The organism is Clostridium sp. YIM B02551 (assembly GCF_022324735.1).
GTDB classification, from domain to species: Bacteria; Bacillota; Clostridia; order Clostridiales; family Clostridiaceae; genus Clostridium_T; species Clostridium_T paridis.
The window spans coordinates 1-24,352 of the sequence record NZ_JAKGTF010000014.1 but is presented as its reverse complement, the minus strand read 5'-3'; the positions used below and the strand labels follow the sequence as shown (position 1 = coordinate 24,352).

At 29.8% G+C, this 24,352-nt stretch carries 27 protein-coding genes; 25 read left to right on the top strand and 2 right to left on the bottom strand.

Annotation, left to right across the window (positions count from 1 at the left end; genetic code table 11):
• Position 1 precedes the first annotated feature (1 nt).
• The 3 genes from L1S47_RS16315 to L1S47_RS16305 are packed head-to-tail and all read left to right on the top strand — an operon-like array spanning position 2 to position 3,061.
• Entirely contained in the window at positions 2-1,135 is a 1,134-nt protein-coding gene (locus tag L1S47_RS16315; RefSeq protein ID WP_238884795.1) for a glycosyltransferase, read from the top strand.
• Positions 1,135-2,388, top strand: coding sequence for an O-antigen ligase (locus L1S47_RS16310; protein WP_238884793.1), 1,254 nt, complete (start codon positions 1,135-1,137; stop codon positions 2,386-2,388). The genes L1S47_RS16315 and L1S47_RS16310 overlap by 1 nt, the downstream gene beginning before the upstream one ends.
• Before the next feature lie 28 nt (positions 2,389-2,416).
• The gene (locus L1S47_RS16305) at positions 2,417-3,061 is read left to right on the top strand and encodes a cyclodeaminase/cyclohydrolase family protein (RefSeq protein ID WP_238884790.1); all 645 of its coding nucleotides are present in this window, start codon (positions 2,417-2,419) and stop codon (positions 3,059-3,061) included.
• Between the two features lie 22 nt (positions 3,062-3,083).
• On the opposite strand, the gene pdaA is transcribed toward L1S47_RS16305, so the two are convergent.
• Positions 3,084-3,857, bottom strand: a complete 774-nt coding sequence (gene pdaA / locus L1S47_RS16300; protein WP_238884786.1) for a delta-lactam-biosynthetic de-N-acetylase — start codon at positions 3,855-3,857, stop codon at positions 3,084-3,086.
• A gap of 144 nt (positions 3,858-4,001) precedes the next feature.
• On the opposite strand from pdaA, the gene ychF reads away from it, so the two are divergent.
• The 22 genes from ychF to L1S47_RS16190 all read left to right on the top strand — a co-directional run bounded on the left by ychF (position 4,002) and on the right by L1S47_RS16190 (position 24,012).
• Positions 4,002-5,099: a redox-regulated ATPase YchF gene (gene ychF, locus L1S47_RS16295; protein ID WP_238884784.1), complete on the top strand. Its 1,098-nt coding sequence runs from the start codon at positions 4,002-4,004 to the stop codon at positions 5,097-5,099.
• Positions 5,100-5,357: 258 nt separating this feature from the next.
• Entirely contained in the window at positions 5,358-5,786 is a 429-nt protein-coding gene (gene mraZ, locus L1S47_RS16290; RefSeq protein WP_238884782.1) for a division/cell wall cluster transcriptional repressor MraZ, read from the top strand.
• Between the two features lie 11 nt (positions 5,787-5,797).
• The gene (rsmH, locus tag L1S47_RS16285; RefSeq protein WP_238884780.1) at positions 5,798-6,730 is read left to right on the top strand and encodes a 16S rRNA (cytosine(1402)-N(4))-methyltransferase RsmH; all 933 of its coding nucleotides are present in this window, start codon (positions 5,798-5,800) and stop codon (positions 6,728-6,730) included.
• A 26-nt stretch (positions 6,731-6,756) separates the two neighbouring features.
• The gene (locus tag L1S47_RS16280) at positions 6,757-7,251 is read left to right on the top strand and encodes a cell division protein FtsL (protein ID WP_238884778.1); all 495 of its coding nucleotides are present in this window, start codon (positions 6,757-6,759) and stop codon (positions 7,249-7,251) included.
• Positions 7,252-7,334: 83 nt separating this feature from the next.
• Entirely contained in the window at positions 7,335-9,491 is a 2,157-nt protein-coding gene (locus tag L1S47_RS16275) for a stage V sporulation protein D (RefSeq protein WP_238885053.1), read from the top strand.
• A gap of 85 nt (positions 9,492-9,576) precedes the next feature.
• Positions 9,577-11,034, top strand: a complete 1,458-nt coding sequence (locus L1S47_RS16270; RefSeq protein WP_238884776.1) for a UDP-N-acetylmuramoyl-L-alanyl-D-glutamate--2,6-diaminopimelate ligase — start codon at positions 9,577-9,579, stop codon at positions 11,032-11,034.
• A gap of 9 nt (positions 11,035-11,043) precedes the next feature.
• Positions 11,044-12,396: a UDP-N-acetylmuramoyl-tripeptide--D-alanyl-D-alanine ligase gene (murF, locus tag L1S47_RS16265; RefSeq protein WP_238884774.1), complete on the top strand. Its 1,353-nt coding sequence runs from the start codon at positions 11,044-11,046 to the stop codon at positions 12,394-12,396.
• A gap of 24 nt (positions 12,397-12,420) precedes the next feature.
• Positions 12,421-13,392 carry a phospho-N-acetylmuramoyl-pentapeptide-transferase gene (mraY, locus tag L1S47_RS16260; protein WP_202766426.1) on the top strand — a complete coding sequence of 324 codons (972 nt, stop codon included), beginning with the start codon at positions 12,421-12,423 and terminating at the stop codon, positions 13,390-13,392.
• 20 nt (positions 13,393-13,412) lie between these two features.
• On the top strand, positions 13,413-14,534 hold the full coding sequence (gene spoVE / locus L1S47_RS16255) for a stage V sporulation protein E (protein WP_202766425.1): 1,122 nt from the start codon (positions 13,413-13,415) through the stop codon (positions 14,532-14,534).
• Positions 14,535-14,644: 110 nt separating this feature from the next.
• Positions 14,645-15,400, top strand: coding sequence for an FtsQ-type POTRA domain-containing protein (locus tag L1S47_RS16250; protein ID WP_238884766.1), 756 nt, complete (start codon positions 14,645-14,647; stop codon positions 15,398-15,400).
• 10 nt (positions 15,401-15,410) lie between these two features.
• A complete protein-coding gene (locus tag L1S47_RS16245) occupies positions 15,411-16,133 on the top strand; it encodes a DUF881 domain-containing protein (protein WP_202766423.1) in 723 nt (240 codons plus the stop codon).
• Between the two features lie 12 nt (positions 16,134-16,145).
• Positions 16,146-16,484, top strand: a complete 339-nt coding sequence (locus L1S47_RS16240; protein ID WP_202766422.1) for a small basic family protein — start codon at positions 16,146-16,148, stop codon at positions 16,482-16,484.
• Between the two features lie 13 nt (positions 16,485-16,497).
• Positions 16,498-17,235, top strand: a complete 738-nt coding sequence (locus L1S47_RS16235; protein WP_238884758.1) for a DUF881 domain-containing protein — start codon at positions 16,498-16,500, stop codon at positions 17,233-17,235.
• Between the two features lie 406 nt (positions 17,236-17,641).
• Positions 17,642-18,301: a YggS family pyridoxal phosphate-dependent enzyme gene (locus L1S47_RS16230; RefSeq protein ID WP_238884750.1), complete on the top strand. Its 660-nt coding sequence runs from the start codon at positions 17,642-17,644 to the stop codon at positions 18,299-18,301.
• A 14-nt stretch (positions 18,302-18,315) separates the two neighbouring features.
• Complete coding sequence (locus tag L1S47_RS16225; protein ID WP_202766419.1) at positions 18,316-18,765, top strand: cell division protein SepF; 450 nt, start codon at positions 18,316-18,318, stop codon at positions 18,763-18,765.
• Between the two features lie 73 nt (positions 18,766-18,838).
• Positions 18,839-19,090 (top strand): YggT family protein, encoded by a 252-nt coding sequence (locus L1S47_RS16220; protein WP_373689102.1) that lies wholly within the window; start codon positions 18,839-18,841, stop codon positions 19,088-19,090.
• A gap of 3 nt (positions 19,091-19,093) precedes the next feature.
• The gene (locus L1S47_RS16215; protein WP_238884742.1) at positions 19,094-19,861 is read left to right on the top strand and encodes an RNA-binding protein; all 768 of its coding nucleotides are present in this window, start codon (positions 19,094-19,096) and stop codon (positions 19,859-19,861) included.
• 16 nt (positions 19,862-19,877) lie between these two features.
• Complete coding sequence (locus L1S47_RS16210; RefSeq protein ID WP_202766416.1) at positions 19,878-20,474, top strand: DivIVA domain-containing protein; 597 nt, start codon at positions 19,878-19,880, stop codon at positions 20,472-20,474.
• Positions 20,475-20,784: 310 nt separating this feature from the next.
• The gene (locus L1S47_RS16205; protein ID WP_238884736.1) at positions 20,785-21,402 is read left to right on the top strand and encodes a TraR/DksA C4-type zinc finger protein; all 618 of its coding nucleotides are present in this window, start codon (positions 20,785-20,787) and stop codon (positions 21,400-21,402) included.
• 26 nt (positions 21,403-21,428) lie between these two features.
• Entirely contained in the window at positions 21,429-22,337 is a 909-nt protein-coding gene (locus L1S47_RS16200) for an RluA family pseudouridine synthase (protein WP_238884733.1), read from the top strand.
• A gap of 8 nt (positions 22,338-22,345) precedes the next feature.
• A complete protein-coding gene (gene pyrR, locus L1S47_RS16195; RefSeq protein WP_238884731.1) occupies positions 22,346-22,882 on the top strand; it encodes a bifunctional pyr operon transcriptional regulator/uracil phosphoribosyltransferase PyrR in 537 nt (178 codons plus the stop codon).
• 14 nt (positions 22,883-22,896) lie between these two features.
• Positions 22,897-24,012, top strand: a complete 1,116-nt coding sequence (locus tag L1S47_RS16190) for a class I SAM-dependent RNA methyltransferase (RefSeq protein ID WP_238884729.1) — start codon at positions 22,897-22,899, stop codon at positions 24,010-24,012.
• Between the two features lie 59 nt (positions 24,013-24,071).
• On the opposite strand, the gene L1S47_RS16185 is transcribed toward L1S47_RS16190, so the two are convergent.
• Positions 24,072-24,352 (bottom strand): IS3 family transposase (locus L1S47_RS16185; RefSeq protein ID WP_238884727.1); only part of this gene is annotated, 281 nt, incomplete at its 5' end.

The window sequence follows — 24,352 nt, the reverse complement described above, 5'->3', positions numbered from 1 at the left end:
TATGCATGTTTTAGTAATACCATCATGGTACTCATCAGAGAGAAAGAAAGTTCATGGAACTTTTTTTATTGAACAATTCAAAGCACTAAAAGAGTCGGGTGTCAAAGTAACAGTTGCATACAATGAAATTTGGCCTATTACTATGATAGGTAAAATTAATGAAGAAAGAGGAATAACGTTAAAAGAAGAATTTGGACTAACAACTTATAGATATAAAGATTATAACTATTTCCCCAAGAATCCAATTATGTTTAAATCATTTAATAAAAGAATGGATAAGCTTTTTAATAGAATACTAAAGGAGCAGGGGAAAGTAGATATAATTCATGCTCACTCATGTTTTTGGGGAGGGATAGCAGCAAATTATATTTCTAAAAAATATAATATCCCCTTAGTAATTACTGAGCACACATCATTAGAGCATAGTAAATATGTAAAAGACAGTTATAAAAAGCATATTTTTAAGGCCTATAATGAGTGTGATAAATTGATTGCAGTTGGAAATGGCTTAAAAAATGAATTATCAAAGTATACCCAAAATCCAGTTAGTGTAATTCATAATCTAGTAAATTTAGATTTGTTTAAAATTGAAAATATTGAGCATTCAGATGAATTTAGATTTTTTTCCTTAGCTTACTTAGAAGAGGGAAAAGGAATGGAGCTATTAATAAAAGCTTTTTCTAATGCCTTCACAGATAATAAATGCAAACTAGTTATAGGTGGGGACGGATCAATAAGAAAAAGTTTAGAAGAACTTGTTTTGAGCTTAGGTTCAGAAGATAAAATTTCTTTTTTAGGAACACTAGATAGAAATGAAGTTGCAAATGAGATGGCTAAATGTGATGCCTTTGTTTTAGCATCAGAATATGAAACTTTCGGAGTAGTATATATTGAAGCAACTGCTAATGGAAAGCCAATTATAGCTACAAAAAATGGAGGTTCAGAAGATATAGTTACTAGTACAAACGGACTTCTGATAGAGAATGAAGAGAAATATTTAATTGAGGCATTACAAAAAATGAGAAATAACATTCATGAGTATGATGCAATGAAAATACGGAATGAGTGCATCGAAAGATATTCAAAATATGTTATAATAGACCAAATCATAAGAGTTTATAAGGAGTTAATATAATGGATACATTAATTAAAGGAATTAATTTTATAAACAACAAATTTTATTTCAAAATCCTTTATCTACTAATGAGTATATCTTTTGTTTCTATAGTTTCAGAAGTACCTGGGCTAAGTTTATTGAATAAAGCACTCATTGTATGGGGAATAATCTTAGTTGTATTAAGTGCAATCACATTAATAAATGAAGGTGTTGAATATTATAAGATACCTCTATATATTTTTATATTGTGTTCTTTTTTATTAGTTGTGTTTAAATATAGAACAGGTGAAAATATTAAAATATTTGCTGTAAATTTAATAATATTCTTTGCAATGTTATCAGTTGATAAGAAAAAAACTGATAAAGAGTTATTAAAAGAAATCAATGTAATTTCAACAATCTATTATGTTGTTGCTTCCATTTTATGTATAGGTTCTGCAATTTTATTTCTAGCAAAACTTAACTTCACAATAAAAGGGCATAATTATGGCATTAACCCTATTGGTGGTGGAGAAGGTAATGTTGGATTATTCTTTAATGAAAATGCTCTAGGTATAGCTGCAGCATTAGCTATAGTAATTGGAGTATATTTGATAATTGACTATAAAAAATTCATATCAAAAACAGTAGTACTATTGACAATAATCCCTAATGGAATTGCATTATATCTTTCTAGTGGACGAAGCGGCTTTTTAATGATAATGATGCTTGTATTTATACTCATATTTATTTATGCTAAAAATATCTTTTTAAGAATAGGAATGATATTATTAGCAGTTTTAGCTGTTATTGGGGCTACTATAAAAGTTGATAATTTCTTGGATCAAGTATTGAGTGGTAGAGATCAATTATGGATTACTGCGTGGGAGTCAATTAAATTGCATCCATTAACAGGAGTTGGTAATACAGCAATGATTCCTACGTTAACAGATTTAATTCCTAAATTAACTTCTCGTGGAATTTATCATTTGCCAGGAATTGAGGCAGGTGGCCTTCACAATATCTACATACAGATTGCGACTGTATATGGAGTACCAATGCTTATAATATTTATGTGTTTTATCTTTATGACATTTATTCATGTTATATTAAAAATAGATAAGCTACGCGGTTCAAAGAAGTTAAAATCAACGATACTTTTTTCAATATGTGTAGGCGTTATATGTGTTAATTTTTTTGAAAGTGACTTAATATATATAATTAGCTTTATCTCAATATTATTCTGGGTTTACTTAGGATACCTGATAAAGTTAGTGGAAAAGAATAAATAATACAATAATCAGATTTGGGGTGTAAATAATGTTTGAAAACTATAGTTTAAGAGAATTTACGGATGAATTAGCATCTAGTAATCCTACACCTGGTGGTGGAAGCGTTGCAGCATTAGTAGGAGTATTATCAGCAGGGTTAAACTGCATGGTTTATAGCTTAACAACTGGCAAGAAAAAGTTTGATGAGCTTGAAGAAGATTGCAAAAATGAGGTATATAATTCTGTAGATAGAACTAAAGGATATCTAAGTAAGTTTTATGATTTTATGGAAGAAGATAAAAGAGCTTTTGAGCTTTTAATGAGCGCATATAAATTGCCTAAAGGAAATGAAGAAGAAATAACCAATAGAGAAGAGAAAATATTAGAGAATACAAAAGGAGCACTTGAATCTCCATTAAATTTTGCAAGAACAGCAATTAACTTATTTAACGAGATTGAAATTGCTACAAAGTATGGAAATAAAGGGGCTATATCCGATGCAGGAGTAGCAGCTATACTAATAAACGCAGCGATTGAAAGTGCTAGTTTAAATGTTAAAATTAACTTAGCTAATATTCCAGAAGGTGAGTATAAGAATTCTATTTCTAGAGAAATTAATTACATTCAGGTTGAATCGGCTTATAAAAAAGATAAACTAATAAGAACTATTAATAATATTATTGATGGAAAATAAAAAAAGGCTTTAAGCCTTTTTTTTATTGAATTTCATTTAATGATTTGAAGGTATAGCCTTTAGCTTTCGCATCTTGTATAACAGATTTTAATATTTTAGCATTTGTTTTTGAAACGGAGTGCAATAACATAATTTCGCCAGGATGGAGGTTTTCTGTTATTTTCTTAAAAGCAAAGTCTTCATTTGGCTGTTCATCCACTATCCAATCTTTATAAGCAAAGCTCCAAAAGACAGTTTTATAACCTAGTTTGGTTGTTTTATCAAGAACTTCTTCAGAGTATTTGCCCATAGGTGGTCTAAATAATTTAGGCATATCATTACCTGTGATTTCTTTATATAATACTTCTACATCTTCAAATTCTTTTTTAAATTTAGTATCATCATGTATTTTTGCCATTGAAGGATGTCTTGCACTATGATTACATACCAAATGACCTTCATCAACCATTCGTTTTATTAGATTTGGGCAATCCTTCAAATAAGGTTTAACTACGAAGAATGCAGCTGGTACATTTTCCTCTTTTAGTATATCAAGAATTATTGGAGTATATCCATTTTCATATCCTTGATCAAAAGTAAGATAAATAACTTTCTCATTGGTATTACCTAAAAAGTACGCTGGGTATTTAGCTATAAAATCCTTGCACTCTTTAGGAGGAGATGGTATGTTTCCCTTACCATTTGAAGCATAATACCAATCTAATTCTTTTGTAGATGAAGCTACTGTTGGTATATATGTTACAAAAGAAACTAAAGATAGAAAAAAGATTAAAAAAATTTTTATAAACTTTTTCATAAAATCACCTCAGTTTTATGTTCTGTAGTTTTAAAAAAAATAGTAAAGTAGTTTATTCCAACATTGGGTATAATGTTGAAATAAAGAAATATATAAAGTATAATTTTAAAGGATGAGTAAAGGAAAGAAAGGAATGTACATAGAATGAAGTTAGGAATAGTTGGATTACCAAATGTAGGGAAGAGTACTCTTTTTAATGCTATAACAAAAGCTGGAGCAGAATCAGCAAATTATCCATTTTGTACAATAGAACCAAATGTTGGAGTTGTAGCAGTTCCAGATAAAAGACTTGATGAATTAGAAAGAATATATAATAGTAAGAAAAAGGTATATACATCAGTAGAATTTTATGATATCGCTGGACTAGTAAAAGGAGCGTCAAAAGGTGAAGGTTTAGGAAATAAGTTCTTATCACATATAAGAGAAGTAGAAGCTATATGTCATGTAGTTAGATGCTTTAATGATGGAAATGTAGTTCATGTAGAAGGAAATGTAGATCCAATTAGAGATGCAGAAACTATAAATTTAGAATTAATATTTTCAGATTTGGAAGTTCTAGAAAGAAGAATGGAGAAGACAGTAAAACTTTCAAGATCTGGTGATAAGAAGGCAAAGGAAGAATATTCTTTAATGGAAAGAATTAAAGAACACATGGAGAATAATAAACCTGTAAGAACTCTTGAAGCAAGTGAAGAAGAGCAAGAATTTATTAAAAGTTTATTCTTAATTACTTCTAAGCCAGTTTTATATGTATGTAATGTATCTGAAGAAGAAATAATGAGCGGGAACTTAGAAAATGAATATGTGAAAAAAGTTAAGGAATATGCAACTGCTGAAAATGCAGAAGTAATCATTGTTTGTGCTAAATTAGAAGAAGAACTTTCAGGATTAGATGATGAAGAGAAAAATGAAATGCTTAATGAATATGGTTTAGATGAATCTGGATTGGATAAATTAATTGAAGCTAGTTATAAGTTGCTTGGATTAATTAGTTATTTAACTGCAGGAGTTCAAGAAGTAAGAGCATGGACAATAATTAAAGGAACTAAGGCTCCTCAAGCAGCAGGTAAGATACATTCAGATATCGAAAGAGGATTTATTAGAGCAGAAATAGTTTCGTATGATGATTTAGTACAATTAGGTTCAGAAGCAGCTGCTAAAGAAAAGGGATTATATAGACTTGAAGGAAAAGAATATGTAATGAAAGATGGAGATGTAGTTAACTTTAGATTTAATGTGTAAATAAATACATCTTTTATAAAGAAGTGATTCAATGTAAAGAATCACTTCTTTTTTTGTTTTAAATTAATATAAGATTTTCTTGAAAACAGTATGAACATTTAATGAAAACTTTGACTAATCTTAAAAAATAGTTAAAAATCCTTCTAAAATCTTGAAGGGTTTTAATTTTTATTATAGAATATATATATAAAGTGGTTAAAAGTGGTGTAAAGTGGTGTATAATAGTTTAAGAGGAATAGTTTTGTGGAGAGGTGAAAAATGTTTATAGGTGAATACCAACATGGTCTTGATTCTAAAAACAGAATGATCATGCCCTCTAAGTTAAGAGAAGAACTAGGAAATAAGTTCATTCTAACTAAGGGTCTAGATGGATGCCTATACGCATATCCTATGAGCGAATGGAAAATTTTGGAAGAAAAACTTAAATCATTACCACTTACTAATAAGGATGCGAGAGCTTTTGTCAGATTCTTTTTTGCAGGTGCTTGCGAAGTAGAATTAGATAAACAAGGTAGAGGGTTGATACCTCAAAATCTTATTGAGTATGCAAATATTGAAAAAGAAATAGTTAGCATAGGTGTGTTAACAAGAATTGAAATATGGAGCAAAGAGAAATGGACAGAATATAATGACGCAAATATTGATTATGATAGTATAGCTGAAAAAATGAGCGATTTAGGAATATAGGGAGTGATAGAATGGAGTTTAAACACTTATCAGTTTTATTAAACGAATGTATAGATGCATTAAAAATTAAAGATAATGGTAAATATGTAGATTGCACAATGGGTGGTGCAGGTCATTCTTTTCATATAGTAACTAGACTTGGTAGAGATGGAGAATTAATTGGCATAGATCAAGATACAGATGCTCTAAATGCTGCTAAAGCAAGACTTAAAATTTTTGATAATGTAAGATATGTTCATAATAATTTTTATAATATATATGAGATTCTAGAAGAATTACATATTCCAAAAGTAGATGGAATACTGATGGACTTGGGAGTTTCTTCATATCAGTTAGACAATGGAGATAGAGGGTTTAGTTATATGAAAGATGCTCCACTGGATATGAGAATGAATAGAGATAGTTCTTTGAGTGCGTATGAAGTAGTAAACAATTACTCTCAAGAAGAGATATATAGAATTATAAAAGAATATGGTGAGGAGAAATTCGCAAAAAGAATTGCTGGATTTATCGAAGAAAATAGAAAAGATAAGCCAATAGAAACAACCTTGGAATTAGTTGACATAATAAAAAGAGCAATTCCAGCTAAAGCAAGGAGAGAAGGACCTCATCCAGCTAAAAGAACATTTCAAGCTATAAGAATAGAAGTTAATGGTGAATTAGAAATACTTGAAAAAGCTATAGAAGATAGTGTAGAAAAGTTAAATTCAGGTGGGAGACTAGCAATAATAACTTTCCATTCATTAGAAGATAGAATTGTTAAGAATAAATTTAGAGATTTAGCAAATCCATGTACTTGCCCGAAAGAGTTTCCAATATGCGTATGTGGGAAAGAGTCTAAAGGCAGGGTGATTACAAGAAAGGCAATTGAGCCAACCGAAGAAGAGGTTGAGAGAAATCCAAGAAGCAGAAGTGCTAAATTAAGAATTTTTGAAAAAATTTAGTTATATAAAATGGGGATGTGAATAAATTGAAAATGAGAGAATATGATTATATAAAAGGGAATAATGCTTTAAATCCACAAAGAAAGTTAAGAGAGCCTGATAGAGAAGAATATGAAAAGTTAAAACGAGCTAGAAAGCAAAGACAAGTAATAATTAACAATAAAAAAGCTAAGTTAAGAGCAGGAATGACTCAAATAATATTATTGGTGTTTATATTAGGTATGGTTACTATATTTAGAGATTCACAAGTTTATAAAATTCAAAAATCTATGGCTTCTATAGACTCTGATATTAAATCAGTAGAGGCAGATAATGAAGCACTTAATTTAGATGTACTAAAGGCATCTTCTCTTGGAAATGTTAAAGAAAAGGCTGAAAAAAATTTGGGTATGACAATACCTAAAAAAGGAGATATAATAAAAGTTGATTTAAGTCAAAATAATTTTAACTTACAACAAGTAGACAATACAAAAGTGGGAGATACAACTTTATTAGAAAAGATGATGGATGCACTTTGGTAGGTGCATCTTAGTTTTTAATCAATTTACACGGAGGTTAAACTGTGAAAAAAAAGTACAGAGATAGTGCCACAATAAAGAAGAGAATGAGAATAGTCTTTATTATGCTTAGTTTAGTTTTCTTTATATTATCAATAAGATTGTCTTATATAATGATAGTAAAAAGAAAAGAATATTCTGCAAAGGCTATCGAACAATGGACTAGTGAAGTAAAAATTGATGCAAAAAGAGGAAAAATATTAGATAGAAATGGTTCAGAACTAGCAGTTTCTGCAAATGTGTATAGGGTTGATTTTGATTTAAATGCAATTAGAACTTACTTGAAAAATAATGATTTAGTTACAGATGATATTGCTAAAAGAATAGCAGAAGCATTAAATATGGACAAGCAAGATGTAGTTAAAAAACTTGAAACTAAGTTACCATCAGGAGCAGCAGCTGGATCTGCTACACTTGTAAGAAGAATTGAAAAAGAACCAGCAGATAAGGTGAAGAATTTAAAAATAAATGGTGTTATAGTTTCACCAGATACAAAGAGATATTATCCAAACAATAACTTCTTAGCTCAAGCAATAGGAGTTACAAATACAGATGGTCAAGGACTAGGTGGAATAGAACTACAATACAATAAAGAATTATCTGGAGTACCAGGTATGAGAATAGCTGAATTAGATAGGAAGAGTGAAGAATTACCATATACAGTTTCGAAGTTTACGCCACCTGTAGATGGTAAGGATGTAACACTAACTATAGATGAAAAAATGCAATATTTCGCCGAGAAAGCAGCAGAACAAGCATTAAATGATAATAAAGCTAAGGCAGTAAGTGTAATAATAACTAATCCTAAAAATGGAGAAGTACTTGCTATGGCAAATAAGCCAGATTTTGACCCTAATAAACCATATGAGGGTGCAGAGAAATTTGATGGAAAGACTTCTGGAGATAAACTTCAAAAAATGTGGAGAAATAGAAGTGTATCTGACTCATTTGAACCAGGATCAATTTTCAAGATTATTACTGCAGAAGCAGCTCTTGAAGAAGGGGTAGGAGTAAATGATACCTATACATGTAGCGGTTCTACAGTAGTTGGTGGAAGAACCATAAAATGTTGGAAGGCTGGGGGACATGGTACTGAAACTTTTGGAGATATATTAAAGAATTCATGTAACGTAGGATTTATACAATTAGGGCAAAAAATAGGTAAAGAAAATCTAAATAAGCATATTGCAGAATTTGGGTTAGGTAAAGTTTCAGGGATAGATTTGCCAGGTGAAGCAAAAGGAATAATAAAACCTACAAATCAAATCTCAGATGTAGACTTAGCAACAATTTCTTTTGGACAAACGAATACAGTAAACCCAATACAATTTATGGCTTCTGTTAATGCAGTTGCAAACGGTGGGACATTAATTCAACCTCACCTTATGAAGCAAATATCTCATAAGGATGCAAATGGTGTTGAAATAATTGATGAGAAGTTTACCCCTGCAACAAAAACAGTGGCAACACCAGAGAAAACAAAAGAACTTAGAGGATATTTAGAAAAAGTTGTATCAGAGGGTTCAGCAAAAAGAACATTTATAGAAGGATATCATATAGCAGGTAAAACAGGAACAGCGCAAAAGGTTAATCCTGAAAATGGGACATATGAGAATGGAAAGTATATTTCAACATTTGTTGGTATGGCTCCAGCAGATGATCCTAAGGTTACAGTTATGATATCTATAGATGAACCAAGTGCTGGTGAATATTTTGCAGGTGTTATAGCAACACCGATTGCTAATATGTTATTTACAGATATATTTAATTATATGGAAAGTGATTTTGATAAAATTGGTTCTACTAGTGTAGTGAAGGATGTAGTTGTACCAGAAATAAGAGGACTTAAGGTTGAAGATGCTAAAAAGAAACTAAAAGAACTTAAATTAGATTTACAAATTGATGGTGATGGAACATATGTTACTGATGTATCTCCAAAGCCTGGATATTCAGTTAAAGAGGGAAGTAAATTAAATCTTTACACTGGTTCTGATGCGAACTATAATAAGGATATAATAATGCCAGATGTAACTGGATATAGCCAAGCAGCAGCTACAGAACTATTGAGTTCTTTAGGAATAACTCCAAAATATGAGGGAGTTGGGTTAATAGATTATCAAAGCGTAGAAGCTGGTGAAATTATTAAAAAAGGTACTACAGTACAATTAAGATTATCAAATGAAACTGGAGATGGAGGATTTTAGCATGTGGTTTTCCACATGCTCATCTTTTGTAAAAAAATAAGTTATTAAGATTATGTTTTTAGCATAATATTTAGGGAGTGTATTTATGTTACTTGAAAAACTACTATGTAATATTGATTATTGTATTACAAAAGGAGAATTAAATATCCAAATAAACGATGTGAAGTACGATAATAGAAAGGTTACAGCGGGAGATATATTTGTTTGTATAAAAGGTACAAAAGTAGATGGACATAACTTTGCAACTGATGCAATTGAAAGAGGAGCTTCTGTTATTATTACAGAAAAAGAATTAAATATAAATTCTGATTATACTGAAGTTGTAGTAAAAGATAGTAGAAAAGCATTAGCGATAATTAGTGCTAATTATTTCGGAAACCCAGTAGAAAAGCTGAAACTAATTGGAGTTACCGGGACAAATGGAAAAACAACTACAGCTTTTATGATTAAGTCAATATTAGAAAATGAAGGTATAAAAACTGGATTAATAGGAACCATCGCAAATTATATTGGAAATAAAGAAATAAAGACTGAACGTACAACTCCTGAATCCTATGAATTACATCAATTATTTAGGCAAATGATAGATGAGGATGTAGAATGTTGCGTTATGGAAGTATCATCACATTCTTTAGAATTAGATAGGGTGTATGGTATTAAGTTTAATGTTGGTATATTTACCAATTTGACAAGAGATCACTTGGATTTTCACGGGACTTTTGAAAATTATTATAAAGCAAAATATAAGCTTTTTGAAAATTCATACTATAAGGTTATCAATATAGATGATAAATATGGAGAACGAATTGTGGAAGAACTTTTAATTAAAGGAGAAAAGGATAGAACCTTAAGTTTTTCCATAAGCAAAGAAGCAGATTTTGAGGGAGAGAATATTACGATTAACGGTGTACTTTCAAGCTTCAATGTTATAAATAAAAATGATATGCATAAAATATCACTTCAAATTCCAGGAGATTATAATGTTCATAATGCTTTAGGAGCAATTGGAGCAACTAGAATTTTAGGTATAAGTTGGGATAGTATAATAAATGCATTAAAAAATACTGTAGTAGCAGGTCGTTGTGAAAGAATCGGCTATGAATTTAATAAAGACTTTGAAATAATAAATGATTATGCTCATACACCAGATGGATTAGAAAATATATTGTCTACAGCTAGAAAATTTACTAAGAATAGACTAATCTGCATCTTTGGATGTGGGGGAGATAGAGATAAACAAAAACGTGGAGAAATGGGTGAAATAGCTACAAGGTTATGCGACTATGTTATAGTAACTTCAGATAATCCAAGAAGTGAGGAGCCTATTGAAATAATTAATGATATCGTTAGAGAGTTAAAGGTAACTAACTATGAAATTATTGAAAATAGGTATAATGCAATAGAGAAAGGCATCTCTATTTGTAAAGATGGTGATGTACTTATAATTGCTGGAAAGGGACATGAAACTTACCAAATCCTTAAAGACAAAGTAATTGACTTTGATGAGAGAAAAGTGGTAAAAGAAATATTGGAACGAAGATAGGTGATTATAATGGAAAAAATAAGATTAGATGAGATAGTAACTGCTGTTAATGCAAAGTTATTAAAAAAAGGTACTCTTGAAATTTTTGATAAAATTACTACTGATAGTAGAAAAATTGAAAAGAACAGTATATTTTTCGCATTAAAGGGCGAGAATTTTAACGGTAATGAATATATTGGAACTGCTATTACAAATGGTGCAAAATTATGTGTAGTAGATGAAGATGTAACATTTGATGAAAATATTGACTGCAGTATCATAAAGGTTGACAATTCTAGAACTGCATTATTAGATTTTGCTGAGTATTATAAAAGTAAGCTATCTATAAAGGTAATTGGAGTAACTGGTTCAACAGGAAAAACTTCTACAAAAGATATAATAGCTGCAATATTATCTGAGAGATTTAAGGTTTTTAAAACTAAAGGTAACTTTAATAATGAAATTGGAGTTCCATTAATGATTTTTGAGCTAGATAATTCATATGACGTAGCAGTACTAGAAATGGGTATGAGTGACTTTGGTGAAATTCATAGGTTAGCTAAAGCCGCAAGGCCTGATATCTCTGTAATAACTAATATAGGAATTTCTCACATAGAAAACTTAGGTACTCAAGACGGTATATTAAAGGCTAAGATGGAAATCACCGATTATTTTAATGAGAATAGTGTATTAATATTAAATTCTGAAGACAAGTATTTAAATACTGTAAAGGACAGGAATTTTAGGATAATTAGGTGCGGTGTTAACGAATCATCAGACTTAAAGGCTGAAGAAATCCATCTGATGGAGGAATGTGTTGAATTTTCGATAAGGTATAATGATGATAACTGTAAATTTAAAATTGATGCACCTGGAGAACATAGTGTCTTAAATGGATTATTAGGCATTGCATGCTCATTAGAGCTAGGGCTTACTTTTGAAGAGATGAAGAAGGGGCTTAATAATCTAGAAAGAACTTCTATGAGATTAGAGTTTATTAGGAAAAATGATATAACAATTATAAATGATTGTTATAATGCATCTCCACAGTCTATGAAGGCAGCATTAAATGTACAGAAAAATACAAAAAGCAAAAGAAAGATTGCAGTTTTAGGAACAATGCTTGAATTAGGGCAGATGTCTTTCGAAGCACATAAAGAAGTCGGTAAATATGCTAAAGAAATTGGAATTGATGAACTTTTAGTTACTGGTGAATATTCGATTGCTTATAAAGAAGGTTTTGGAGATTCAATTAGAAGTTTTGAATCAAAAGAGAAATTAATAAATTTTTTAAATGAATTTATTGATTCGGAGGACTGTATTTTAATTAAAGCATCAAGAGGGATGAAATTTGAAGGAATTGTAAATTCCATTAATAACTAAAGTTCGTTAAAAAGGGGAAAAGATATGGAAAATATGAAAAGTATGCTTAATCCAGATATTATAATGGCAATAATCTTGGGTTTTGCAATAGCAACTATAATTGGGGGACCAATAATTAAATTATTATATAAGTTAAAATTTGGACAAAACATTAGAGAAGATGGGCCGAGAACTCACCTCAAAAAGGCTGGTACACCAACCATAGGAGGCTTAATATTTATTTTTTCAACCATAATTGCTACATTTATTATGATAAGTAACATTAAGGATGAAGCTATTATAGCATTAATTGCATTTGTTGCCTTTGGATTTATAGGTTTTTTAGATGATATATTAAAAATTATCAGGAAGAAAAATCTAGGACTTAGAGCATATCAAAAAATGATATTATTATTATTAGTTTCATTTTTACTAGCTTATTATGGTTATGTAAATGTTGGTACTAAAATAAATATACCTTTTGTAAATGCACAAATTGATATAGGGATTTTTTACATACCATTTATAATCTTCTATTTTGCTTCAGAAACTAATGCGGTAAACTTAACTGATGGATTAGATGGATTGGCCACTTCCATAACAGTGTTAGTTATGACCTTCTTAGCCATATTAAGTTTTAATTTAGGTCACTATAGTTTATCGATTTTTTGTGTGATCTTGGCTGGAGCACTTTTAGGGTTCTTAAGATTTAATGCATTTCCTGCTAGAGTTTTTATGGGTGATACTGGTTCTTTAGCTCTAGGTGGAGCTGTAGCGACAGTTGGATTACTTCTAAAGGTAGAACTTTTAATAGTGATTATTGGCGGTATATATGTACTTGAAGCATTATCAGTTGTGATTCAAGTTACTTCATTTAAACTTACTGGCAAAAGAGTATTTAAGATGGCTCCAATACACCATCATTTTGAACAGTTAGGTTGGAAAGAGACTAAAATTGTTACAGTATTTTCAGTTATAACTTTAATTTTATGTTTTATTGGATTCCTTTCTCTTTAGTAATTCATGGAGGGTAGAGAATGAAAAAATTTAAAAAAGCAGCAATTAAGATGGGGCAAATTGATTATATTTTATTCTATGTAATATTCTTCTTGCTAGCCATTGGAGTAGTAATGGTATACTCGGCATCATCTTTTTATGCGATGTATAATTTTAATGACAATATGTACTTTTTAAAGAAACAAGGGTTTTCAGCAATAGTTGGAATTATAGCCATGCTTTTTATGATGTCATTTGATTATCACAAACTCAGAAAATTAACTGTACCATTAATAATAATCACAATTCCTTTACTATACGTAGTATTTCTTTTTGAAGGAACTAATGGTGCTCAAAGGTGGATACCTCTTCCTGGGTTTTCACTTCAACCTTCGGAGATAGCAAAATATGCTGTTGTAGCATTTTTAGCTCTGAGTATCGATAAAAAGGGTGAAGGTATTAAAAATTTCAAAACAGGAATATTGCCATATATTATTTTCTCAGGATTTTTTGCGGGATCTGTACTTTTAGAAAAAAACTTATCTATTGCTTCAGTTATTATGATAGTAACACTTATTGTGCTTTTTGTTGGAGGAGCAAGACCTAGAGATTTTGCAACAATAATACCGGTGCTTTTTGCTGGTGGAGTATTTTTTATTTTCTCAGAATCTTATAGAAGAGAAAGACTTTTAAACTTCTTAGATCCTTGGAAAGACCCAGCAAATAATGGATATCAGCTAATACAATCATTTTTAGCATTGGGAGCAGGAGGAGTTACAGGGTTAGGTCTTGGGCAATCAAGGCAAAAAACTCTTTATATGCCTGAGCCACATAATGATTTTATTTTCTCTATTATTGGTGAAGAGTTAGGTCTTATAGGATGTCTTTTTATAATATTATTATTTGTGGTTTTAGTCTGGAGAGGAATTTCCATAGCTATGAGAGCTAAGGATACTTATGGTACGTTATTAGCAACAGGTATAACTGGAATTATAGCAGTACAGGCATTAATTAATATCGCAGTTGTAACTGGTTCTATGCCTGTTACAGGAGTGCCACTTCCTTTGATTAGTTATGGGGGATCGTCATTAATTATAAATATGACTGCACTAGGTATATTGTTAAATATATCTAGACAAATTGAACGAAAAAGTAGTACTTAACTTTGCATTTGCAAAGTTAAGTTTTTTTCAACTAAAAATTAAGAAAATTGTAATGAAATATGTAATGTAAAGTGATATTATTAAGTAAAAGGAAATTAAGGAGAATTCAAGTGCAGCCACAAAATAACAAATATATAGAAGTGAGAAGAAAAAAACAGAAGATAAAAAAATTGTTAGCCTTATTTATATTATTTTTAGGGTTATTTATTTTGTTTTTATTAAAAGCCCCAACTTTTAATATTTCTCAAATAAGTGTTAAAAATAATAATGAAAACCCTATATTAAAAGAAGATTATATAAGTGGAAAATTGAATGCTTTTAAAGGGAAAAATATTTTTTCGGTAAAAAGACAAACTATTGAAGAAGTACTTGAAAAAGAAGCCTATGTTAAAGAAGCAAAGGTTTCTAAAAAATTACCGAATAAAGTAAGTGTAGATATTATTGAAAAGAAGCCAACATTTTCAATTGAAGATAACGGAGAAACCTATATATTAGATGAAGAAGGTAAGATAATAGAAATAAAAAATGAAAAAGGAAATACTGCATTAATAAATGTTAAAGGCATTAACATTAATAATAAAAGCTTAGGAAGTTATATAACTAAGGATGAAAAGATGGAAAAGTTAGTAGGTTCCTTTGGAAAGCTGTTAGCAGCTAACACATCTAATATAAAATTCTCATTACTTGATTTAAGTGATACAACAAATATAAATATTTATTATGGTGAAGTAATGATTAGAATAGGTTCCGAATATACTTTACAAAATAAGCTCAACAGTGCAATTAATATTTTAAAGAGTCATAATATGACAAAGGGTTACATAGATGTAAGATATAATACCAATCCGATTATCGTAGAAGAATAGGAGGTCATGTATGAAAAAAATATATTCACAGCTTGCAGTAGCAGTAGTTTGCGCTCTATTAGGCTTCCTTTTATCATATCAGTTTAAGCTTATTAGTAATAAGGAAAAATCTACTCAACAAAATTATAATCAAACTGATGTCTTAGCAGAAATTGAGCAGCTAAAGAAAGAAAGAGATGATGCAAATAAACGTAACGGAGATCTTCAAGATCAATTAAAGAAAATTGAGGATGCGTCAACAAATTCAAGTAATTTAGATAAACAGCTAAAGAAAGATTTAGATGATACTAGAATGATTACAGGTTCAATTGATGTTAAAGGAACAGGTATAACTTTATATATTAATCCTAAAAAGGATATATTTTCAACTCAAAATGATATGGGTAATACAGCATTAGGAGAAACAGATTTAGTTCATATAGTCAACAATTTACTTTATGCTGGAGCTGAAGCTATAGCAATTAATGACTACAGGATAACACCTCAAACTGGAATAAAGTTCTCTAACAATTATATATGGATTGGCAGCGAAGGTAAGGTTGATCCCAAAACTGAAATTGTTGTAAAAGCTGTAGGAGATAAAGCAAAACTACAATCTATACTTAATTTTGGAGGAACATTAGAGGTCGGGAGTTTACACAACTATAATAAGAAAATTGTCCCAGAGGACGAAATTGTCATTAATAAAAGTACAAAAGGTTTGAATACGAATTTTATAAAACCTGTTAAATAAAGGGGTGTTTAGATGATAGCATTTTTAGGATTACTTGTTGGAATTATAATAGGAATAACAACTCAAATCAATATACCAGATAAGTTTTCACCTTATATGTCAGTGGCTATACTTGCTTGTTTGGATTCTGTTTTTGGAGCTATAAGAGCAACATTATCAAAGAACTTTCAAGCAGATGTTTTTATTTCGGGATTTTTTGGTAATGCTGCATTAGCAGCTGCACTTGCTTACTTAGGTGATAAGCTTGGTATACCAATATATATAGCCGCAGTTATTGTTTTTGGAGGTAGAATATTCGATAATTTTGCAATTATAAGAAGACTTCTATTAGAAAAAGCAAAATCTCACTAGTGGAGGTTTAATTATGAAGCAAAATGAATCGAGTGTATTTGTTTTTATAGCATCAATTATTGTTGGAATACTTATTGCATTAAACATAAACTTTTCAAAAGTTTCATCAAACATACAACTAACTACTAAAGAGTATAGCGATGCAGTTGAGAAAAGAAATAAGTTAAGAAAAGAAGTAAGTGACTTAAAAGATGATAACTATAAGATTATTCAAAAGATAAATGAATATTCTTCATCAGGAAAAAAGGATGACAAAGTAGTTGAGGATTTGAAGGCTCAGCTTAAATTAAATAAAATGGTTGATGGTTTTGAAGAAGTAACAGGACCAGGACTTAAAATAACCTTAAATGATGGTGATTTAAGTATCGATGAAAATGGTATGTATGACCCTATACTTACAAGATTAAGAATACTTCATGATGAAGATATGGCAAATGTTATAAATGAGATTAGAAATGCTGGAGGAGAAGCAATTGCAATAAATAAGCAAAGAGTTTTACCTAACTCCTTTATTATATGTAATGCTGCCTTCTTAAATATCGATGATGTTCAGCTTCCTGCACCTTTTGAGGTGGAAGTTATTGGTGATGCTAAGCTCATGAAAGAATCTCTTCAGGATGAAAATGGTTATTTAAGATTTTTAAAGAATAGAGGATTAAGAGTAGAAATTGAAGAAGAAACCAATATTGTTTTACCTGCAATTGAAAAAAAGTCAATAGCACCAAATTTTTTAGCACCCTATATTAAATAGAAGGTGCTTTTTTTACTTTTTAGGAAATTATAATATTTTAATTTTAAGATAATATTGTAAGTTTAAAATATAAACTAAGAATTTACTAGAAGCTTTTAAGTTCAAATTTTAATTTATTTATGCCTAAAAAGGACCAGAAACTGACTTTTCAAACAAGCATGAATTAAGTTTTGTATAAAAGTCCTATATAATCCATTAAAGTGTAATAAATGAATAATTGCATTGACGATTATTTTTCTACATATAACTATAAAAGGTAAGTGATGTAGTTAAAGTTATTTTAATGAGAATTATATATATTATAATATTTATAGAAAAAATCACTACTTTATAGTATAATAAATATGTAAATTTGAAGGAAATTGCTATGTTTTGGAGAATATAATTAGGGTAAGGGGCTGATAGGTTGAGTATAAGAGAAAATATATTTACTATACAAAAGGAAATACCTGATAAAGTAACACTTATAGCCGTTTCAAAAACTAAACCATTACAAGATTTAGAAGATGCATATGAATGTGGAATGAGGGACTTTGGAGAAAATAAAGTTCAAGAACTTATGGAAAAGTACGATAGATTTCATAAGGATGTTAGATGGCATCTCATAGGACACCTTCAAACCAATAAAGTTAAATACCTAGTTGGAAAAGTACACTTAATACATTCGCTCGACTCAATTAAACTTTTGCATCAAATAGAAAAGGTATATAGTGCTGAAAATATGATTGCAAGAGTTCTTATTCAGATAAATATTGGTAAAGAGGAAAGTAAAACGGGTATTTTTGAAGAGGACATTGAAAATATCATTGAAGAAATTGAAAAGTGTAACTATGTTAAAGCTTTAGGAATTATGGTAATAATACCTAAAGGAGATGTAGAAAGTAACAGGTTCTACTTTAGAAAAACAAAGGGAATTTGGAATGCCCTAAGTGAAAAGAATTACAAAAATGTACAAATGGAATATCTTTCAATGGGAATGACTAAAGACTATAAAACTGCAATTGAAGAAGGTAGTAATATGGTTAGAATCGGTGAAGGAATATTCGGCCAAAGAATATATAATTAGGAGGTAAATAAAAGATGGCAGCTAAAATGGTTGATAAAGTAAAAGGATTATTCGGATTTGGAGAATACGATGACGAATACGAAGATTTTGAAGATGATGAATTAATGGATGAGGTTGAAGAAGTTGAACCGATTATCTCTAATAAAAAGAGTAATAAAGTAGTTAATATACATACTTCTTCGTCAGCAAAGGTAACAATTAAAAAACCTACAGTATATGATGATGCTACTGAAATTTGTGAGGCATTAAAAGCTAGAAGAATAGTAGTTATAAACTCTACAGCTCTTGAAACTAAAATTGCACAAAGACTATTAGATTTCGTTTCTGGTGCATGCTTTGCATTAGCTGGGGAACTTCAAGAAGTTGAAAAAGGGGTATATATACTATCACCTTCAAATGTTGAAGTAACAAATGAATTGAAAAGCGAATTATCATCTAAGGGAATATTTAATTGGAGTAAATAGTATAGTGAAGAATACTCTTATTTATACTCAGATTTAAGAATATAATTACTATTAAAGAAGGGATTGAAATCGTGTGATAGCTATACTTTTGCTTTTTAAAATATTAGAGTGGGCTATAATTTTGGATGTTATATTATCTATGGCAGCTCAAATGGGTTATGCTGTTAATATATATCGTTCATTAAATAAACTTACTGGTCCTATAATGGAGCCTTTTAGAAGACTACAAGATAGACTTAATTTAAATCTACCGATTGATTTTTCTCCATTATTAGCATTACTTGCAATACAATTCATACAATCTTTATTATTTAGGTTATTATAAAAAATGATTGATAAAAAAGAATTAATTGCACATTTTACAGGAGAAGAATTAAATTTAGCACAATCTGTTTTGGAGAAGGCTAATATTTCTATGCAATATGAAACTACAATTTTTACACAGGATTTTTTAACCCCTAATATATGGAACTTTTTTTACAAAAGATTATCCAATGTAATGAAAATAGAGTGTAACGGTGTATTTGAGGAAAGTGAAAGAAGAATGATTTCATTCAACAATGGCTATAATACTCCGTACCCTATTACAGTGCTAAAAATAATAAACAATTCAAAGTTTAAAGTTTTAGAGCACAAGGATTATTTAGGTGCAATATTGTCTTTAGGAATAAAGAGAAATAAAATTGGGGATTTAGTTATTAAAGATAATAAGTGCTATTTTGTGGCTTGTGAGGAAATTGGCAAGTTTATAATTGAAAACCTTATTTCTGTAGGCAAAAATCCTTGTACTGTTGAATTGGTAGCTGGTATAGAGGAATTACCACATATGGATTTTACTGAGTCAATTATTAGTGTAGCCTCACTTAGAGCAGATGCAGTAGTAAGTGAAATTGCTAATTGTTCAAGAGCCAATGCAGTAAAACTTGTTGACTCTGGGAAAGTACTTATAGATTATTCTGATGATATTAATAAGAGCTCAGAGGTAAAATTAGATTCGAGAATTACTATAAGAGGCACAGGTAAGTATCTAATTAGTGAAATAGTTGGAAAAACAAAAAGTGATAAACTAAGAATTAAAATAAAAAAATATACATAATGTAGAGGTGATACGTATGAAAATTACTCCAGCAGACATAAGTAATAAGGAGTTTAAAAGAGGGCTTAGAGGATACAGTCCAGAAGAAGTAGATGAATTTCTTGATGAAATAGTTGAAAACTATGAAGAGATTTACAAAGAAAATTCTCACCTAAAGGATACTGTAACAAATTTAACTGAAAAGTTAGATCACTATAATAAGATTGAAAATACAATTCAAAATACTCTTTTATTAGCTCAAAATGCAGCTGAACAAGCAAGATCTTCATCACAAAAAGAGGCTGATTTAATTGTAAAGAATGCAAACGATGCAGCACAAAAGATATTAGATAAGGCTCATGGAGATGTAATACAAATTAATGATGAATATGATAAAGTAAAGCAAGAATTTGTAAGATTTAGAGCTAAGTTTAGAAACTTTATGAATACACAACTAGAAACTTTTGATGATTTGGAGAAAGAAGTAATTAAAAATTATAGCATTGGTACTCCTGTAGAAGAAGTTATAGAAGAAAGAACTATTGAAGAGGAACCAATAACTAATGAATCAATTGAAGAAGAAGTTAGTAATACTGATCTTGATCAAATAAAAAGTTTTTTTGCAAATAAATAGTTTTAAGTGCAAAATCTGTATAGATTTTGCTTCTTTTTTTTTAGAAATCTCTTGAAATTTAGTTAGCTTAAATTTATCATATACTTTATAATATGTAAATTAAGAGTGTATTGTAATAATAATATTACTTGATTTTGATAAGAATATATATGAGTAATTCTAATCGACAATATATTTTTCAATGATATAGGGTTTAAGTTAATCTGATTACTTTTTATGAAAGAATAAATTAAGTTTACTATAAAAAACCCTATAAGTGAGAATCATATATGTTGAAGTTAGATTTAAAAAATCAAAAGAGGGTGGTATTATGGACGACAATTTAATGAATCTTTATAAAAAGAAACTATTGATTGAAAAGGAAGAAGTTAAAAAAATTATAAAAAATCTTAGAGATAATGATATGATTTATACTAACATAGAGGTAGCATCTGAAATATCTCATTATGACAATCATCCAGCTGATACAGCAGGTGAAATTTATACTATGGAAACAGGAATTGCACTAAAAGCCAGAGAGGATAAAATTTACTCTCAAATTGAAAGATCATTAGATTCTATTGAAAATGGTACATATGGTAAGTGTAAGTACTGTGGAAATGAAATATCGAAGGAAAGATTAGATTTTATACCTTATGCGGAGTATTGTATTGATTGTCAAAAGAAAATTTCTTCTGAAACAAGTGAAATAGAGAGACCAGTTGAAGAAAAGGTTTTAGAAAATCCGTTTTACTTTGATCATGCAAATAGAAAAGAAAATATTATAGATGGAACTGTTGATAATTATCAAGATGTATATAACTATAATAAAGTAGATGATTATTATAGCATAGATAATTCAGATAATCTTTATAATGATGATGATGAATATGTTGATCCAATAGAAAAGATTAGCAACGCTCAATATAAAGCAAGTTTACCAGATTAGTTTTGGCGGGAGAGGCAATAATTATTATGGAAGTAAGAAGGTTAAGTGTAAATGAAGAGTTTGTCGATATGCGAATAGATAAGTATTTATCTGAAGTTTTAACGGATAAGTCTAGAAGTTTTATTCAAGAATTGATAGATTCTAAAAATGTTTTAGTAAATGAAAAGAATATAAAAAGTAGTTATAAATTAAAAATAAATGATGTTGTTAGCGTAGAGTTACCTGAAGCTACGAATCTTCAGGTTGAAGCTGAAAATATTCCACTTGATATAATTTATGAAGATAAAGATGTAATAGTAGTAAATAAACCACAGGGTATGGTTGTACATCCGGCTCCTGGAAATTATACAGGAACATTAGTTAATGCTTTATTATTTCATTGTAAAGATCTTTCAGGAATAAATGGTGTAATTAGACCTGGTATAGTACATAGGATTGACAAAGATACATCAGGAGTATTAGTAATAGCAAAAAATGATCAAAGTCATAGCTTTTTATCAAAGCAACTAAAGGATCATTCTATGAAAAGGGAATATATTGCACTAGTTGAAGGTAGAGTAAAAGAATTAAAAGGAACAGTAAATGCACCTATAGGAAGACATCCAAAAGAAAGAATTAAAATGGCAATAGTTGAAGATGGAAGGGAAGCAATTACACATTATGAGGTTATAGAAGTATATGATAAGTATACTCTTATTAAGTGTAATTTGGAAACTGGCAGAACCCATCAAATAAGAGTGCATATGGCTAAAATAGGACACCCTTTAGTTGGAGATCCAGTTTACGGATTTAAAAAGCAAAAAACTTCGACTAATGGGCAAATGCTACATGCAAGACTACTTGGTTTTATACATCCAACGTCTAAAGAATATATGGAGTTTTCTTCAGAGCTTCCTGAATATTTTCAAGATGCAATTAAAAAATTAAGGGGATAGGTGAAAAAATGAATTTAAAATCAATCTTATTAGACGAGAATGCAATAAGACGAAGCTTGATTAGAATATCACATGAGATTATCGAAAAAAATAAAGGTGTTGAAGATATAGTACTTATAGGTATTAAAAGAAGAGGATATCCTTTAGCACAAAGAATTGCTGAACAAATAAAGAATATAGAAGGTATAGAGGTTCCGGTAGGGAAGGTAGATATTACTCTTTATAGAGATGATTTAGGTGAAATTGGTCAAGCTCCTTCTGTATCCGACAATGATATAGGAATTGAGATAAAAAATAAAAAGGTTATTATAGTAGATGATGTTCTATTCACATGCAGAACTGCTAGAGCTGCAATTGATGCTATAATTGATTATCAAAGACCTAAATCAATACAACTTGCTGTACTTATTGATAGGGGACATAAAGAACTTCCTATAAGAGCTGATTATGTTGGTAAAAACATTCCAACTTCAAGCTCTGAGGTAATAGCTGTAGAAATTAAGGAAATAGACAAAGAAGATTCTGTTAAAATATATGAAAAGTAAAAGGAGCATATTTAATGGATTATAATTTAATCGCAACATCTGCCTTTGGGCTAGAATCAGTAGTAGCAAAGGAACTAAAATCTTTAGGATATGATGAATTAATACTTGAAAATGGTAAAGTCCATTTCACTGGAGATGAATTAGATATTGTCATAGCTAACATACATTTAAGGACTGCAGAAAGAATATTAATAAATATGGGAGAATTTGAAGCTAGAAGTTTCGAAGAACTATTTCAAGGTACAAAAGCCATAAATTGGGGGGCATTAATACCGGTAGATGGTAAAATGCATGTAACTGGGAAATCAGTTAAGTCTACATTACATTCAGTACCAGATTGTCAATCAATAGTTAAAAAGGCTATAGTTACAAGTATGCAAGAGAAGTACAATAGAACAATTTTTTCAGAGGATGGTCCTGTGTATAAGACAGAAATATCCTTATTAAAAGATAAAGCTACATTATCAGTGGATACATCTGGACTTGGATTACATAAAAGAGGATATAGAGAAAAAGCTGGTGAGGCACCACTAAAAGAAACACTTGCAGCAGCAATGGTTCTTTTATCAAAGTGGTCTGGCAAAGAAACTTTAATTGATCCTTTTTGTGGTTCAGGAACAATATTGATTGAAGCTGTAATGGTTGCAAGGGATATGGCACCAGGATTAAATAGAAAATTTGTTAGTGAAGAATGGCCCAATATGCCTAAATCTCTTTGGGATCAAGTGAGAGATGGAGCAAGAAAGTCAATAAAGAATAACAATATCAAACTATTCGGTTATGATATAAATGGTAGATTATTGTCTGTTGCTAAGGATAATGCAAGACTTGCTGGTGTTTCAGGAAATATTGAATTCCATAAGCAAGATTTTAAAGAGTTTGAACTTAAAAAGGATGATGTATTTATAATTTCTAACCCTCCATATGGAGAAAGAATTGGTGAGGAAGCAGAAATTAGAGTTTTATACAAGAAGCTTGGTGAGCTAAAAGAAAGTAATCCAAAAGTTCAGATGAATATTCTAACTTCTTATGAAGATTTTCAGAAACTTTTTGGACTTAAGTCAGATAAAAACAGAAAGCTATATAATGGTAGATTAAAATGTTACTATTATGAATATTTTAGAAAATAAAGTTTCTATGAAAGCAGGGCATTAATTTGATCTGACCCCAAAAAGTTAGACAATTTTAACTAAACAGCTATTGAGGATTGAATTCTGTATTGTACAGGACTCAGTCCTTTTAATTTTTGCTTAATTCTTTTATTATTATAGTAGTCGATATATTCCTCTAGTTCGCTCTTAAATTGCTCTAAGGAGACAAAGTCTTGTAGATATATTAGCTCTGATTTTAGTAAGCCAAAGAAATTTTCCATAACAGAGTTATCAAGACAGTTTCCTTTTCGGGACATGCTTTGCATGACTCCCTTTTTTCTTAGCCTAGATTGATAGTTCTTCATCTGATATTGCCAAC